This window comes from Amycolatopsis samaneae (genome assembly GCF_039541975.1).
In the GTDB taxonomy this organism is placed as follows: domain Bacteria; phylum Actinomycetota; class Actinomycetes; order Mycobacteriales; family Pseudonocardiaceae; genus Amycolatopsis; species Amycolatopsis samaneae.
On sequence record NZ_BAABHG010000006.1, the window covers coordinates 291,742 to 307,127 of the forward strand.

Sequence of the window (15,386 nt, forward strand, 5' to 3'; positions counted from 1 at the left end):
CAAGATCCCCTTTCCCATTGAACCGGGCCCGTACGTGACGGGGGACCTCCATCGTGCTGAATTTCGCACGATCCCGTGGGGTTCCCCCGAACGCACTCGGCGAGAACCCCACGGAAGGTCAGGCGAGGGCCTGGGTGGGCGGCAGGCGGGCGGCGCGCATGGCGGGATAGGCACCGGCGACGGCGCCGACGACGGCGGACACGACCACCCCGCCGGCCAGCGCGACGGGCGGGAGCACCGCGGGCCAGCCCTGACTCAGCGCGTACCCGGCGGTGACCGCGACACCGATCAGCACGCCGACGAGCCCGCCGAGTCCGGACAGCAGCACCGATTCCGCGAGGAACTGGCCGCGGATCTGCCGTTTCGTGGCCCCGAGTGCCCGCCGCAGCCCGATTTCGCGACGGCGTTCCAGCACCGAGATCACCATCGTGTTGGCCACCCCGACCCCGCCGACGAGCAGCGCGACCCCGCCGAGGCCGAGGAACAGCGCGTCGTAGGTACTCCTGGTCAGCTGCTGCGCGGCAAGCGCGTCGGAGGGGCGCCGCACCTCGACCTCGTTGGGCGCGGCCGGGTTCAGCGTCGCGCCGAGCACCGACCGCACGGTGTCCACTTCGGACTCCTGCGCCCGGACGTACACGGTGCCGGCGTGCCCGTCGAAGCCGAGCAGCGTGCTCGCGGCCTCCCAGCCGACCAGCACCGCGCGCTCGACCTCGGGCGCCAGCGGCATCGGGCCGAGCACTCCGGCCACGGTGAACCAGGCGTCGCCGATCAGCACCCGCGGCGGGCGCGCCGGGTCGACGTGGTCGACGCCGAGCCGGGCGGCGGCCTCGGAACCGAGCACCACCACCGGGTACCGCTGGTTCGCCGGGGTCAGGAACTCCCCGGAGCGCACCGTGCCGCCGAGCACCGGCAGCAGGTCCGGATGCGCGGCGAGCACCGCGAGACCCGAGGTGTCGTCCTTCGGGATGTGGTCGTTGCGGCGCACCTTCGCCTCGACGCGGCCGGTCTCGACCGCGCCGGTGACCGGGGCGATCCGCCTGACCATCGGGATGACGCCGTCGGGGAGTTTCGCCTGCTTACCGAACAACGTCTTCCCCGGCCCCGCCGTGAGCAGGTTCGTGCCCATCGCGGCGAGCCTGTCCTGCAACGCTTTCGAGGCCGACGCCGGGACCGCGAGCACGGCCACCATCGCCGCGACCCCGATCGCGATGCCGAGCGCCGACAGCACCGCGCGTACCGGCCGGGTACGCATCCCGTGCGCGCCGAGGGAAACGACGTCCGAGGGACCGAGCCGCACCGGGGGCGGCGGCGCGACGGGCGCGCTCACCTGAGCGCCCCCGCCGTCGCCCCGGTGTCCAGCCGCAGCGCGCCGTCGAGGATCTCGATCCGCCGCGGCATCCCGGCGGCGATCTCGCGGTCGTGCGTGATGACCACGATCGTGGTGCCGTCCGCGCTGAGCCGGCCCAGCAGGCCGAGCACCGCCGCGCCGTTGCCGGTGTCCAGGTTCCCGGTCGGTTCGTCGGCGAGCAGGATCGGCGGGGTGTTGACCACGGCGCGCGCGATCGCGACCCGTTGCCGCTCCCCGCCGGACAGCTCGCCGGGAAAGTGCGAGGACCGGTGGGCCAGCCCGACCCTGTCCAGCGCGGCAAGCGCTTTCTCCCGGCGTTTCCGTTTCGGCACACCGCTGTAGAGCAGCCCGGTGCACACGTTGTCCACCGCGCTGACCCCCTCGCTGAGGAAGAACTGCTGGAACACGAACCCGATCCACCGTGCACGCAGCGCCGAGAGCTTGCGATCGGGCAGCTCGGCGACGTCGTTCCCGTGAATCTCGATCCGGCCGGTGCTCGGCCGGTCGAGGGTCCCCATCAGCTGCAACAGCGTGGACTTCCCGGACCCGGACGGCCCGACGATCGCGACCATCTCACCGTCCGAAAGGGACAGTGAGACGTCGTGCAGCGCGGTGACACCACCGGGATAGGTCCGCGAAACCTCGTGGACGGCGAGTACCGGTGTCATGACGTGGTCACCACCCGCATACCCGCACCCAGTCCGTCCCCGCCGACCTCGACCTTGCCCCCGCTGAACAGCCCGGTCCTGACCGCGACCAGCCTGCGCTTGCCGTTTTCGTCCACCTCGACGGCGTAGCCGCCCTCCGCGAGCGCGAGCAGCGCGCCGACCGGGACCGCGAGGACTCCTTTGTGGACGTTCTTGGTGAACCGGACGCTCACCGGGACGGCGTCGAGCGCGCCGGCCACGCCGGGGTCGTCCAGTGCGACCCGGACGATCACCTTCGGCTTGCCGTCGTCCTGGCCCTGCGCGTCCTTGCCGGTCTCGGCGGTCCGGCCGACCTCGGTGACCGTGCCGGTCGTCGTGCGGCCGTTGACCACCACGGACACCTTCGCGTCCTTCGCGGCGAGATTCTGCTTCGCGACGTCGAGCTTGACCTCGACCACCCGCCCGGTGCCGCTGTACTTGAGCACGTCGCCCGTGGCGGGGCCACCGAGTTGCGCGGACACCGACGACACGCGGATCTCACCCGGTGCGAGGACGACGTCGCCCTGGCCGAAGGTCCCGGTCTGGTCGAGCCCGAGCGACTTCTGCCACCGCTTCACCGCCGCGGCGGTGGCCCAAGTGAACTTCTCGTCCGGGGTACCGAATCCGCCGAATCCGAGCGCCGCCAGGTTCTCTTCGAGCTGTTTGACGTCGGGCCCGTTACTCACGCCGTCGGACAGCTCCCGGTAGAACGGCAGGCTCCCGTAGAAGAGCGGGACCGGTTTGGCGTCCACCTGGTACACCGGCCTTCCCCGGCCGATGACGTCCCCTGTGGACGGTAGCGCGGTGACCGTGCCGTTCTTCCGGCCCGCCACCGGGGTTTCCTTCCCGTACCCGAGCTGCCCGCCGGCGTCCTGTTCCTCGCTCAGGTCGGTCTTGACCACCTCCGCCGTCGCGACGGGCTTGGGCGGCGGCGCCGCGCCGGTGCTGCCGGAGGCGACCTGGGTCATGATCACCACCGCCGTCGTGCCGAGCACCACGACAGCGGCCGCCGCGGCGACGAACCAGCGCGTCCGGCGGCGAGTCCTGTGCTGGTTCATTTCGACGCCGACATCCCGATCCCGAGCCCGCAGGCCTTCGCCGCCTCCTCGAACTTCCCGTCACTCGCGTCGATCGAGATGCCCTGGCCGCCGCCGTCCGGGTTGGGATCCGACATGTTCACCCCGTGCTCCCGCATGCACTTGGCCTGCTGGCGCTGTTTGTCCAGCTCCTCCGGCGTCAGCTTCTTGGGTTCGCCGCCGTTGGGCAGGAGCTTCTTGCAGGCCGTGGTCGCGGCCTCCATCTTCGTGTCGCCGGGCTGCATCGCAGGGAGAGACATCATCCCGCCGTCCGTCGGGTCAGGCATGTCGACGCCGTGTTCACGCATGCACTTCGCGTAGGCACGCATCGCGTCCATGTCCGCGGCCTTGTCGGCGTTTCCCCCGTTGTTGGCCGCGGGCGCCTGGCTCCCGCTTTTCGGCGGCGTCGAAATCGAGGCGACCTTCGCACCACCGTCACCGGAGGAACACCCGGTCAGAAAGGCCAGTGCCACCCCGGCACCGAGAACCGCCATCCGCGCTTTCATTCGTCACTTCCTTTCGGTCGTGGGCGGATCCGGCCCCCGACGAACCGGACCCGCCTCGGAGCGGATTTCTACGGGCCGGGTGATTTCCGCGCGGTAAGCGAAGTTGTTTATCCGGTGCTTATGTCCCCGCGGTGCACACTGTCCGGTGTGCGTGTGCTGGTAGTGGAGGACGAGCGGTTGCTCGCGGATTCGATCGCCGAAGGACTGCGCCGTTTTTCGATGGCGGTCGACGTCTGCTACGACGGGGAACAGGCGCTGGAAAGAGTCGGCGTGCACGGCTACGACGTCGTCGTCCTCGACCGTGATCTGCCCAAGGTGCACGGCGACGAGGTCTGCGCGGCGGTGCTCGCCGCGGGCGGCGAGGCCAGGGTGCTGATGCTCACCGCGGCCGCCGAGATCACCGACCGGGTCCGCGGCCTCGGGCTCGGCGCCGACGACTACCTGACCAAGCCGTTCGCCTTCGCCGAACTGGTCGCCCGTGTGCAGGCGCTGTCCCGGCGGGCCCGGCCCGCGCTGCCGCCGGTGCTGGAGGGCGACGGCGTCGTGCTCGACCTGCCCCGGCACCAGGCCTCCCGCGACGGGCGCTTCCTGCCGCTGTCGCCGAAGGAGTTCGCGGTGCTGGAGGTGCTCATGCGCGCGAACGGCACCGTGGTCAGCGCCGAGGACCTGCTGGAAAAGGCGTGGGACGAGCACGCCGACCCGTTCACCAACGCCGTCCGGGTCGCGATGATGACGCTGCGGCGCAAGCTGGGCGAGCCGCCGGTCATCGAGACCGTGCCCGGCGCGGGTTACCGGTTCGGGGGAACCGCGTGAGGCGCGTCCGGCTGTCGGTGCGCACCCGGCTGACCGCGCTGTACGGCGGGCTGTTCCTGCTGGCGGGCGTCGCACTGCTGGTGATCAACTACCTGCTGGTCGGCGGGTCGCTGCCGGAACCGGCGCAGTTCGCGACCACCGCGCTCGCCCGCATGCCGGCGGGCGTGGCACTCCCGGCGACGACGCTTGACCTCAACCGGCCCGGAGCCGTGGCCGGGGTGGCGACCGACATCGCCACCGACTACCGCAGCTCCACACTGTCCACTTTGGTGCTCGGCTCGGCGATCGCGCTGCTGGTCACGGCCGCGCTGGCGGTGTTCTTCGGCTGGCTGATGGCGAGCAGGGCGCTGCGCCCGCTGCACGACATCACCTCGGCCGCGCGGAAGCTGGAGGCGGGCAAGCTCGACCGGCGGATCAACCACGAAGGCCCGGACGACGAGCTCAAGGACCTCGCGGACACCTTCGACGGCATGCTCGACCGGCTCGCCGAATCGTTCGACAGCCAGAAACGGTTCGTCGCCAACGCCTCCCACGAGCTGCGGACGCCCCTAGCAGTGCAGCGCACGCTGGTCGAGGTCGCGCTCGCGGACCCGGAAGTGTCCCCGGAACTGCGCAGGCTCGGCGCGCACCTGCTGCACACCAACGAGCGCAGCGAGCGGATGATCGAGGGCCTGCTGGTGCTGGCGCGCAGCGACCGCGGCCTGACGTCCCGGACACCGGTGCGGCTGGACGAGGTCGTGCGCTCGGTGGTCCGGGCGACGTCGGCGCAGGCCGAGGAGGCGGGGGTGACCGTGGAGACCCGGCTGCGGCGACGGACCGTCCCCGGCGATCCGGTGCTGCTCGAACGGCTGGTGACGAACCTGGTGAGCAACGCGATCGACTACAACGTCCGCGACGGCTGGGTACACGTGGAGGTCAGCGGCACCCCCGCGCTGACAGTGCGTAACTGCGGGCAGCAGGTGTCGGCGGGCACCGCCGCGGAGCTGTTCGAGCCGTTCCGGCGCGGTACCGACCGCACCGGCTCGGCGGCACACGCCGGGCTGGGGCTGTCGATCGTGCGCTCGGTGGCCGAGGCGCACGGCGGCGCGGCGAGCGCGCGGGCGAATCCGCGCGGCGGGCTGACGGTCGACGTCCGGCTGCCCGGCTGACCACGAAGTACACCCGTTCGTGACGCACCGTGTCCGGCGCGTCACACCTGCGGTTTTCGCTACGGTGGCCGAAGATACGTGACATCAAGATCAAGAGTGAAACAGATCGGTGTTGACTCGGCGCGCCTCGCGCGTCAAGCCGACGCGCCGTTCTAACGTGAGCACCCACAAAGGTGAAGAATCGGGGAGGCGAACAATGCGCGCGCTACGGGTGGTCGGGCTGCACGAGGACGGGAAGTCCATCGTGTGCGAAGACCCGGCGAGCCGTACGCGCTTTCTGCTCCCAGCCGATGAGAGACTGCGCGCGGCGGCGAGGGGTGACATCACCCGGCTGGGCCAGATCGAGATCGAGTTGGAGAGCCAGATGCGGCCACGCGAGATCCAGGCGCGAATCCGCGCCGGTGAGTCCGTCGAGCAGGTGGCGAGCAGTGCCGGGGTGCCGGTGCAGCGCGTCGAGCGGTTCGCCTACCCCGTCCTGCTGGAGCGGTCCCGCACCGCCGAACTCGCGCAGAGCGCGCACCCGGTCCGCGAGGACGGCCCCGACGTGCAGACGCTCGGCGAGGTGATCGCCTACGCCTTCGGCGTCCGCGGCCACGACTACACGCAGGCCAAGTGGGACTCCTGGCGCGGGGACGACGGCCGCTGGGTCGTCGTGCTGCAGTGGAAGGCCGGTCGTTCGGACAACCGGGCGCACTGGTCGTTCTCGCCGGGAGCACACGGCGGGACGGCGCACGCGCTGGACGAGAACGCCGAGGGCCTGCTCAACCCGAACTCCTACCGCGCGCCGCGCACCGTGCGCGCGCTGGACCCGGCGCGCGAACCCGCCGTGCAGCCGACACTCGACTCCGCGGAGGCACTGGAAGTGAAGGCGATCGAGGCACCGCGGACGGAGCCGGAGCACGACCCCGAGGACGACACCCGCGAGATCCCCCGCGTCCCGGCGGAGGACGAGGACGCGGTGGCGGCGGGCGGACAGCCGCAGCGGGGCAAGGCGAAGAAGAATCACCCGATCGTCCCGTCCTGGGAAGACGTCCTGCTCGGCGTCCGCACCCAACGCGGCTGAGATCGCCCCGGACGAACGCCCCAATGTGGCATTGGGTGCGCTCAACGCACCGAACGCCACATTGGGGCGCATGAGCCGCGCGGGAATTCAGGCGTCGAGGAGCAGGACCAGGGATTTCGGGGCGACCAGGCGGTAGGCGTCACGGACGATCTGGTCGATCTCGGCCCAGTCGACGTCGACGTCCAGCCGCACCCCGAGCCAGCCGCGGTGCCCGACGTAGGGTGGCCGGAAGAACCGGTCGGGCTCGGCCCCGGTCAGCTCCTCCTGCGCGCCCGGCGGCGCGGGGCACCAGAACGCGAGCCGGTCGTCGTGGTGGCGATCGGCGTACATCACGAACGTCTTCTTGCCCCGGACGAACCAGGTCGGCTCGCCGTGGCTGAGCCGTTCGGTGGTTTCCGGGAGCGCGAGACACAGCTTCCGGAGCCTCGTCAGCGAATCGTCGGCCACCGCGCCAGTATCCCCGGCCGGGCCGCTTCGCCCAAGATCCGTCAGAGCACGACGACCAGGACCGCGATCCACGCGACGACGATCCCGGCGGCGGCGCCGAACACCGCCCAGCGCACGATCGGGACCCGCCTGCCCAGCCACAGCGAGGGCGCGATGCCCGCGGTGACCACGACCGTCGCGGCCAGTGCGAGCCAGCTGCTGGTCTCCCGCGCCAGCGTCCCGGCCAGCGCGAGCAGTGCGACGACCACCAGCACCGCGGCGAACAACGACACGGTGAGCCCGGTGAGCCATGGTGTCGGCTCGTCGCCCCGCCCCCTCGGGCCGAACAACTGCTCGGCGAACCGGGCGCGGGTGGCCTGGGCCCGCGACGGCGGTTCGACCACGGTTTCGCCGCCGGTCACCGGATCCACGAACCGCACGGTGGTGCCCATCACAGTGGCCAGCCGCGCGGCGAGCTGCCTGCCACGCTGGGAGACGACCTGAGCCGGTTCGCCCGCACCGGCCTCCGCGCGGGAAACCGCCGAGGCGACCCGGGCCCACTCGTGCAGTGCCTGCGCGAGGTCGGACCCGATCGCGAGCCGGTGCGGATCGACCTCCCGCGCCTGCTCGCCGCCCGGCCCGGCCAGCACCGCGCGTTCGCCCTTGACCCGCAATTCCATGTCATTCGCTCCCGGTGTGGCGACGGTGCCGTCACCTTAGCGGGCCACAGCGGCCTGGAGCTCGTAGAACGCGACAGCCGCCGCGGTGGCCACGTTGAGCGAATCCACGCCGGGCGCCATCGGGACGCGGACCGCGAGATCGGCGGCGGCCAGCGCCTCCTCCGTCAGCCCCGGTCCTTCGGCGCCGAACAGCAGCGCGATCCGGCCCGGCGCGTGCTCGCGGACCGCGCGCAGCGGAACCGAACCGGCACGGGGAGTCAGCGCGGCGACCCGGAAACCCTGAGCACGCAACAGATCCAGCCCGCCCGGCCAGGCGTCGACGCCGGTGAACGGGACCCGCAGCACGTGCCCCATCGACACCCGGACGCTGCGCCGGTACAGCGGATCCGAGCAGCCGGGCCCGAGCAGCACCCCGCCGACGCCGAGCGCGGCGGCGTTGCGGAACAGCGCACCGAGGTTCTCGTGGTCTCCCACGCCTTCCAGCACCGCGACGACGTCGGCACCGCCGACGACCTCGGCCACGGTCGGCGGCGCGGGCCGGTCGGCGACCGCGAGCACGCCCCGGTTGAGGTGGAACCCGACGACCTCGGCCATCGTTTCCGCGGAGGTCACATACGCCGGTACGTCAACCCGCGCGAGTGCGTGGTCCAGTTCGCGAAATCGCCGTTCCACACCGAGAAGCGCGCGTACCGGATAACGGGACTCGAGCATCCTGCCGACCACCACGGTGCCCTCGGCGATGACAAGTCCTTTGCCACCAGGGCGATCCGGGCGACGGTCCGCAGTGGACAGGTCACGGAAGTCGTCGAGCCGGGGGTCGTCCCGGTCCTCGGTGAAGATCAGCTGGGCCACCCGCACAGTTTGTCACCCACCTGCCGCGCCCCGCGCTGGGCCGAATGTCACGAACGACGTGGTACGAACGGGGGGTTTTTGCGGAGCGTTAACCCGAAGTGACAGAGAGCACCAGTTTGGCCGCTAGCCGAGATTCTCATGCTGTGCAACGGTTGTCGCCCGGGAGACCCGAGCTCCCGCTACCTCGGCCGACGAAAACAGGGATGGTCATGGGGATGGACCTGGCGGCACACCCGTTCAACCCGCTCGACCGCGGACGGTATCGCCGCAAGGTCCAACGCTGTCTGGACACCCTCGCCCGCATGCTCACCGACGGGAGTTTTTCCTTCCCCCGCAAGAGCATCGGGCTGGAAGTGGAGCTCAATCTCGTCGACAGCGAGCTGCGTCCGTCGATGTCCAACACCGCCGTGCTGGAGGCGATGGACGATCCGTCGTTCACCGCCGAGCTCGGCCAGCACAACCTCGAACTCAACGTGCCGCCGCGGCTACTCGCCGGAGATTCCGCGCTGCAACTGGAAGCCGACCTCCGCGCGTACCTGTCCGCCGCCGAGAACAAGGCGGCCGAGACCGGCTCGGCGCTGGCCATGATCGGGATCCTGCCGACCCTGCGCCACGAGCACTTCGATCAGAAGTGGCTCACCAACAAGGCGCGGTACGCGTTGCTGAACGACCAGATCCTCGCCGCGCGCGGGGAGCGCACCGAACTGTGCATGGAAGGCGCCGCGCTGCCCGGCCGATCGCCGGAACGGCTCCGCAGCCACGCCGAGTCGATTCTGCCGGAAGCGGCCTGCACGTCCGTGCAACTGCATCTGCAGGTCGCCCCGGAGGAATTCGCCCCGCACTGGAACGCGGCACAGTGCCTGGCCGGCGTACAGATCGCACTCGGCGCGAATTCACCGTTCCTGCTGGGCAAGGCATTGTGGTACGAAACACGGATCCCGTTGTTCCTGCAGGCCACCGACACCCGCCCGGAGGAATTGAAAAACCAGGGCGTTCGGCCGAGAGTGTGGTTCGGTGAACGCTGGGTCACCTCGATCTTCGATTTGTTCGAGGAGAACGTCCGCTACTTCCCCGGCCTGCTTCCGGAAACCGATATCGAGGACCCGATCGAAACACTCGACGCCGGACTGGCTCCGAAACTCACCGAACTGCGGATGCACAACGGCACGATCTGGCGCTGGAACCGGCCGGTGTACGACGTCGTCGACGGCCTGCCGCACCTGCGGGTGGAGAACCGGGTGCTGCCCGCCGGGCCGACGGTGCTGGACATGGTCGCGAACGCGGCGTTCTTCTACGGCGCGCAGCGGTCACTGGCCGAGGCCGAACGCCCGGTGTGGAGCCAGATGTCGTTCCAGGCCGCCGAGGAGAACCTGTACGCGGGCGCGCGCCGGGGCTTCGACGCGCAGCTGTACTGGCCGGGCATCGGCTGGATCCCGCCGGACGAACTCGCCCTGCGGGTGCTGCTGCCACTGGCCCACGACGGGCTGCGCCGCTCCGGCGTGTCGGACGAGGCGCGGGAGCGGTATCTCGGTGTCATCGAGCGCCGCTGCCTCGCGCGGCGGACCGGCGCGTCGTGGCAGCGCGACTACGTCCTGCGCGCACAGGAGCGCGGTGCCGACCGGGAAGCCGCACTGGGCCGGATGCTGCGCCGCTACCTCGAACTTTCCGCCGAAGGCAGCCCGGTACACACCTGGTCGCTCACGGATTGACGCGACAGGGACGATAATCGGTCGCTATGCCGAAGATTCTGGGCGGGTCGATCGAGGCGCACCGGCGCGAGGTCCGGGCGCGTGTCTTCGAGGTGCTGCGCGCACAGCTGTACGAACGCGGTTTCGACGCGATCACCCTGTCCGGGATCGCGGCGGACGCCGGACTCGGCCGGACCGCGCTGTACAACCACTTCCCGGACAAGGAAAGCCTGCTCATCGCCTTCGTCGAGGACGAGGCGAATCGCTATGTCGACAGGCTGACCGAGGCCATCGCGGCGCAGGACGACCCGGCCGGGCAGCTCGCCACGTTCGTCCGGCTCCAACTGCGGGTGCTGGCCGAGTACCACCTGCCACCGGGTACCGCGCTGGAATCCGCGCTCGCCCCCTCGGCGTACCGCCGGATCAGCGCGCACGCCGATCCGATCACCGCGTGCCTGCGGGACATCCTCGCCGAGGGCGCGGCGGCGGGCCGCTGGCCCGCGGAGGACACCGGGGTGCTGATCCCGATGATCACCGCGGCACTGGGCAGCCGTCAGGTGATCGAGGTGCCGTCCGAGCAGCTGGAACGCACGATCGAGGCCGCCGTCCGGTTCGTGCTCCGCGCGGTCGGCGCGCGTGAACTTCCGGATCCGGCTCTCGATTTAGGGTAGCCTAACCCGGCAGGGTGTCGTACGCTGATTCTGACAGCGCGTCAGATCATCGTCAGCAGGAGGCGCCTCATGCCGGTCACCACGGACCTCGAAGCCCGCCCGTTCTCCGCGACACTGCGCGCGTCGACCCTCGCCGTCCACGACCGGGCGAACCACTCCGTCTACATGAACGCGCTCTTCGGCGGAGAGCTGCCCCTGGCGGGTTACACCCGGCTGGCCGAGCAGTACTACTTCATCTACCAGGCCATCGAGGAGATGAGCGACGCGATGGCCGGTGACCCGGTCGGCCGCGAGTTCGTCTTCGACGAGCTGCGCCGGGTGCCGAACCTCGAACGCGATCTGGCGCATCTGCTCGGCGCGGACTGGCGCTCGACGATCCGGCCGCTCCCGGCGACCGAGGCGTACGCGAGCCGGGTCCGGGAGGCGTCGGCGTGGGCGGGCGGCTACGTGGCCCACCACTACACGCGCTACCTCGGTGACATCGCGGGCGGCCAGGCGATCCGGCGGCTGCTGGCGAAGCAGTACGAGGTCACCGAGGAGGGTTCGCTGTTCTACCACTTCGACGAGATCGGCAGCGCCCCGCGGTTCCGCGACCGTTACCGGGCGAACCTCGACTCGGCGCCGTGGAGCGAGGTCGAACGCGCCCGCGTCGTCGACGAGACACTGGTCGCCTTCGAGTGCAACATCGCCGTGTTCACCGAACTCGCCGAGGAACTCCGCCTCGCCGCCTAGGCCCGACGGTCCGTGAATGCCACATTGAGGGACTCTGAGTCCGTCAATGTGGCATTCACGGACTTCGCTATCGGCTCGCGTATCGACGACGGACAGCGCCGCTGTTTTAGGTGTGCCGAACAATTGGCTTCGCAGAGCCGAAAAGGACCGTCTCGTCGATGATCACGATCACAGCACGTTGACCTCAAGTTAAGTCGAGGTAGCAGAGTGGGTTTCAGGCGGCACACCCTCGGGTAGCCGCGAACGGCCAGTAGTCCCACGCTGTGGCGAGGCACCGCCCCCGGTCGCCGAGATCGGGCGTGTGCTACTAGGTTCGGGTACTGAAAACTTGCGTCGAAGACAGAAGGAGGGCCAATGGCCCGCTACGAGCTGCCCGCTCTCGACTACGACTACGGCGCCCTCGCGCCGCACATCTCCGGCGAGATCAACGAGCTGCACCACAGCAAGCACCACGCGACCTACGTCAAGGGTGCGAACGACACGCTCGAGAAGCTCGAAGCCGCCCGCGAGGCGAACGACTTCGGCAACATCGTCGGCCTGGAGACCACCCTCGCGTTCAACCTGGCCGGGCACGCGAACCACGTGGTGTGGTGGAAGATCCTCTCCCCGGAGGGCGGCGACAAGCCGACCGGCGAACTGGCCGCGGCGATCGACGAGGCCTTCGGCTCGTTCGACAAGTTCAAGGCCCAGTTCACCGCCGTGTCGACCACGATCCAGGGCAACGGCTGGGGCGCGCTGTCCTGGGACCCGATCGGCAAGACGCTGATCACCCAGCAGCTGCGCGACCACCACAACAACCTGATCCTGCCGACCACCCCGATCCTGCTGGTGGACGTCTGGGAGCACGCGTTCTACCTCGACTACAAGAACGTCAAGCCGGACTACGTCAAGGCGCTGTGGAACGTCTTCAACTGGGCCGAGATCAGCAAGCGGTTCGACAACGCCGTCGCGGGCGGCAACGGGCTGCTGCTCGGCTGAACCACTCCCACCACGATGCGGGGCCCTTCCACGGAAGGGCCCCGTTTTCGTGCGCCCATGCGCAGGCAGCCACGTCCAGCGCGTGAGCGGCCCTTGACGCCGGCCGCCGCGGTCCCGACCATGGGGCGCATCAATGAACGGAGCCCCGCCCCCCGGGGTTCCCGAGGTGCGGGGCTCCGTCCGTTCCCGAACTGACTGCCGCTCCCACCACGAAGCGGACATGTATGAGGTTAGCCTAACCTCACTAGCGAGGCAAGGGGATCTTGCCACCAACCCGGAACTCACCCGTTCGAGTGACATGTCCCGTTCGCCGGACGCCGAGAGCCGCGCGGGCTAGCGTCGCTTCGTGGTCACCGTGGGTAGGCGAAACTGGATCGCGATCGCGATCATCATCGGCGTGCTGGCGACGTTCGCCGGGCTCGCCCTGATCGCCAGGCTGGCGCTCGGGCCGATCTTCGGCCGGAGCGATCCGCCGAAGGACTTCCCCGCGCCCTGGCCGACCCAGGGCGGCGTCGCGGTGCGCGGAGAGATCCCGATGCCGACCGGCGAGATGGTCGCCGCGCTGCCGCGCGCCACCGCGGGACAGGTGCTGTGCCGGGCGCTGCCCGCCCAGCGCTGGCCGGAGATCCTCGGCGGCCCGGTACGCACGGAGGTCGATCTGACCGGCCGGTGCCACGTGGTCACCACGACCCTCGACGTGACCGTCGACCTGAACGGGGCCACCACGCCCCTGGTCCGCAGCGACCCGATCACGATCAGCGGGCGACGCGGCTACCTGGAACACAGCACCGTGGGCGCGACGCTGATGCTCGCCCTGACCGGCAACCGGCCGGGGACCTGGGTCAACCCGACGCTGTACGTCCACCTCATGAAGGACTTCCGGGACACCGAAGAACGCGACCTCGGCGGAATGGCCAAGGCGATCGCGGAGGGCGTCATCGCGGCCACGACCGCGCCGGGCCTTTCCCTGCCCGAGGACACGGAGAGCTTGACCGGGATCCCGCCGCGGTCGGTCCCGCCGACACCGCGCTTCGGCATCGTGGACGGCGCCTACCCGATGGTCGCCTGGCAGCTCTGCACCCAGCTCGCGCACGAACTCGGTGTGGACGTCGAGAAGACCAAACCGTCGATGCGCGGTGAATGCCAGCTCCGTGGCGACGGATTCAACGCCAGTGCCGACTACAGCGAGACCACCGGCGGCAAGGCCGAATACCCGGACCGGATCGCCGGACGGCCGGCGCAGTTCGGCAAGAACTACGTGCAGGTCAAGCTCGTCGACGACGACGATCAGGCCGTGCGGTTCTACGCCTCCTTCGCCCGCGCGACGAACGACGACCGGCTGCGCACGCTGGTCGAGAAGGTGCTCCCGGCCCTGCTGGGCCGCTAAACCCGGTCGCGCTTCAGGATCCGCAGGCCGGTGCCGAGCCGCCGCACCGGCAGGTTCACCCCACCGCGCCGGATCAGCACGATCGCGCACACCACCGCGGCCAGCACCGAGATCGCCCCGCCGAGGTAGAACGGCGACCGGCCACCGAAGGCGTCGGCCATCCAGCCGGTCATCGGGCCGCCGACGGGGTTGCCGCCGATCAGCACGAGCACGTACAGGCCCATGACCCGGCCGCGCATCTCCGGGCTGACCGAGGTCTGCACCAGCGAGTTCGCCGTGTTCAGGAACGTCATGGTGGCGAAGCCGAGCGGGATGAGACCGATGCCGAAGCTCAGGTAGGTCGGCATGAACGCGGTGATCATCTCGAACACGCCGAGCGCCAGCGCCGCCAGCAGCATGACGCGGACCCGCGGCCTGCCCTTGGTACCGCGCCGCGCGGACATGATCGCGCCGGTGAACGTGCCGACCGCGACCAGCGTGGAGAGCAGGCCGTAGCCGTCCGCGCCGGTGTGGAACACGTTCGCGGCGACGATCGGCAGCGAGGAGAAGTACGTGATGCCGAAGGTGCTCACGAAGAACACCAGCACCATCACCGTGACCAGGTCGGACCGGCGCCGGACGTAGCGGAGCCCCTCGGCGAGCTGGCCCTTCGCCCTCGGCACGGCGGCTCCGCGGAACAGCTTGCCGGGGTCCATCATGGCGAGCCCGGAGATGACGGCGACCGTGCTCACCGCGTTCGCGATGAACAGCCAGCCGGTCCCGACCCAGGTGATCGCGAACCCGGCGATCGCCGGGCCGACGATGCGCGCCATGTTGAAGATCGTCGAGTTCAGCGCGACGGCGTTGGTGACCTGGTCGCGGCCGACCATCTCGGCGACGAACGACTGGCGGGTCGGCACCTCGAGCGCCGAGGTACAGCCCAGCGTCAGGCACAGGATGTAGACCTGCCAAAGCGCGGCGACACCGGACAGGTCGAGCACACCGAGGACCACCGCCTGGACGCAGCTGGCGCCCTGGATGATCATCAGCAGCTTGCGCTTGTCGACCCGGTCGGCCAGCACCCCCGCCCACAGCGAGAGGAACAGTGTCGGGGTGAACTGCAGCGCCACCGCGACGCCGAGCGCGATCGGGTTGTTGCCCGACAACGTGAACACCAGCCAGTCCTGGGCGATGCGCTGCATCCAGGTGCCGATGTTCGAGATGATCTGGCCGGAGAAGAACAGCCGGTAGTTGCGGACCCGCAGCGAGTCGAAGACACCGCGTTTGCGGCGGGGCGGGGAATCCGGCGAAGGGGACGGTGGAGCCGCTGTCCGGGTAGCAGAGGTCTTGGAC

General features: G+C 70.1%; 16 protein-coding genes. 8 read left to right on the plus strand and 8 right to left on the minus strand.

What is annotated here, in order from left to right; all coding sequences use genetic code 11:
* Nucleotides 1–118: 118 nt before the first annotated feature.
* The 4 genes from ABD987_RS18055 to ABD987_RS18070 are packed head-to-tail and all read right to left on the minus strand — an operon-like array spanning nucleotide 119 to nucleotide 3,616.
* Nucleotides 119–1,327, minus strand: coding sequence for an ABC transporter permease (locus ABD987_RS18055; protein ID WP_345394266.1), 1,209 nt, complete (start codon nucleotides 1,325–1,327; stop codon nucleotides 119–121).
* Complete coding sequence (locus ABD987_RS18060; RefSeq protein ID WP_345394269.1) at nucleotides 1,324–2,016, minus strand: ABC transporter ATP-binding protein; 693 nt, start codon at nucleotides 2,014–2,016, stop codon at nucleotides 1,324–1,326. The genes ABD987_RS18055 and ABD987_RS18060 overlap by 4 nt, the downstream gene beginning before the upstream one ends.
* A complete protein-coding gene (locus ABD987_RS18065) occupies nucleotides 2,013–3,092 on the minus strand; it encodes a peptidoglycan-binding protein (RefSeq protein ID WP_345394272.1) in 1,080 nt (359 codons plus the stop codon). The genes ABD987_RS18060 and ABD987_RS18065 overlap by 4 nt, the downstream gene beginning before the upstream one ends.
* Nucleotides 3,089–3,616, minus strand: a complete 528-nt coding sequence (locus ABD987_RS18070; RefSeq protein WP_345394275.1) for a hypothetical protein — start codon at nucleotides 3,614–3,616, stop codon at nucleotides 3,089–3,091. The genes ABD987_RS18065 and ABD987_RS18070 overlap by 4 nt, the downstream gene beginning before the upstream one ends.
* Nucleotides 3,617–3,763: 147 nt before the next feature.
* Here ABD987_RS18070 and ABD987_RS18075 point away from each other — a divergent pair, with 147 nt between their 5' ends.
* From ABD987_RS18075 to sepH, 3 genes are all read left to right on the plus strand, one after another.
* On the plus strand, nucleotides 3,764–4,429 hold the full coding sequence (locus ABD987_RS18075; RefSeq protein WP_345394278.1) for a response regulator transcription factor: 666 nt from the start codon (nucleotides 3,764–3,766) through the stop codon (nucleotides 4,427–4,429).
* The gene (locus tag ABD987_RS18080; RefSeq protein ID WP_345394281.1) at nucleotides 4,426–5,577 is read left to right on the plus strand and encodes a sensor histidine kinase; all 1,152 of its coding nucleotides are present in this window, start codon (nucleotides 4,426–4,428) and stop codon (nucleotides 5,575–5,577) included. The genes ABD987_RS18075 and ABD987_RS18080 overlap by 4 nt, the downstream gene beginning before the upstream one ends.
* A 196-nt stretch (nucleotides 5,578–5,773) precedes the next feature.
* The gene (gene sepH / locus ABD987_RS18085; RefSeq protein WP_345394284.1) at nucleotides 5,774–6,640 is read left to right on the plus strand and encodes a septation protein SepH; all 867 of its coding nucleotides are present in this window, start codon (nucleotides 5,774–5,776) and stop codon (nucleotides 6,638–6,640) included.
* Nucleotides 6,641–6,727: 87 nt separating this feature from the next.
* Here the strand turns inward: sepH and ABD987_RS18090 are convergent, their stop codons facing one another.
* From ABD987_RS18090 to ABD987_RS18100, 3 genes are read right to left on the minus strand one after another with little or no spacing between them, the layout of a single operon-like run.
* On the minus strand, nucleotides 6,728–7,087 hold the full coding sequence (locus tag ABD987_RS18090) for an MmcQ/YjbR family DNA-binding protein (RefSeq protein WP_345394287.1): 360 nt from the start codon (nucleotides 7,085–7,087) through the stop codon (nucleotides 6,728–6,730).
* Between the two features lie 41 nt (nucleotides 7,088–7,128).
* Nucleotides 7,129–7,746, minus strand: a complete 618-nt coding sequence (locus ABD987_RS18095) for a DUF2537 domain-containing protein (RefSeq protein ID WP_345394290.1) — start codon at nucleotides 7,744–7,746, stop codon at nucleotides 7,129–7,131.
* Between the two features lie 36 nt (nucleotides 7,747–7,782).
* Nucleotides 7,783–8,598 (minus strand): TrmH family RNA methyltransferase, encoded by an 816-nt coding sequence (locus ABD987_RS18100; RefSeq protein WP_345394293.1) that lies wholly within the window; start codon nucleotides 8,596–8,598, stop codon nucleotides 7,783–7,785.
* Nucleotides 8,599–8,807: 209 nt separating this feature from the next.
* On the opposite strand from ABD987_RS18100, the gene ABD987_RS18105 reads away from it, so the two are divergent.
* The 5 genes from ABD987_RS18105 to ABD987_RS18125 all read left to right on the plus strand — a co-directional run bounded on the left by ABD987_RS18105 (nucleotide 8,808) and on the right by ABD987_RS18125 (nucleotide 14,054).
* Nucleotides 8,808–10,307 carry a glutamate-cysteine ligase family protein gene (locus tag ABD987_RS18105; protein WP_345394296.1) on the plus strand — a complete coding sequence of 500 codons (1,500 nt, stop codon included), beginning with the start codon at nucleotides 8,808–8,810 and terminating at the stop codon, nucleotides 10,305–10,307.
* Nucleotides 10,308–10,333: 26 nt separating this feature from the next.
* Nucleotides 10,334–10,957, plus strand: a complete 624-nt coding sequence (locus ABD987_RS18110) for a TetR/AcrR family transcriptional regulator (protein ID WP_345394299.1) — start codon at nucleotides 10,334–10,336, stop codon at nucleotides 10,955–10,957.
* 69 nt (nucleotides 10,958–11,026) lie between these two features.
* Nucleotides 11,027–11,689, plus strand: a complete 663-nt coding sequence (locus ABD987_RS18115) for a biliverdin-producing heme oxygenase (RefSeq protein WP_345394302.1) — start codon at nucleotides 11,027–11,029, stop codon at nucleotides 11,687–11,689.
* A gap of 354 nt (nucleotides 11,690–12,043) precedes the next feature.
* Nucleotides 12,044–12,667 carry a superoxide dismutase gene (locus ABD987_RS18120; RefSeq protein WP_345394305.1) on the plus strand — a complete coding sequence of 208 codons (624 nt, stop codon included), beginning with the start codon at nucleotides 12,044–12,046 and terminating at the stop codon, nucleotides 12,665–12,667.
* Between the two features lie 346 nt (nucleotides 12,668–13,013).
* The gene (locus ABD987_RS18125; RefSeq protein ID WP_345394308.1) at nucleotides 13,014–14,054 is read left to right on the plus strand and encodes a hypothetical protein; all 1,041 of its coding nucleotides are present in this window, start codon (nucleotides 13,014–13,016) and stop codon (nucleotides 14,052–14,054) included.
* On the opposite strand, the gene ABD987_RS18130 is transcribed toward ABD987_RS18125, so the two are convergent.
* A complete protein-coding gene (locus ABD987_RS18130) occupies nucleotides 14,051–15,298 on the minus strand; it encodes an MFS transporter (protein WP_345394795.1) in 1,248 nt (415 codons plus the stop codon). The two genes, ABD987_RS18125 and ABD987_RS18130, sit on opposite strands and share 4 nt — an antisense overlap.
* Between the last annotated feature and the right edge of the window lie 88 nt (nucleotides 15,299–15,386).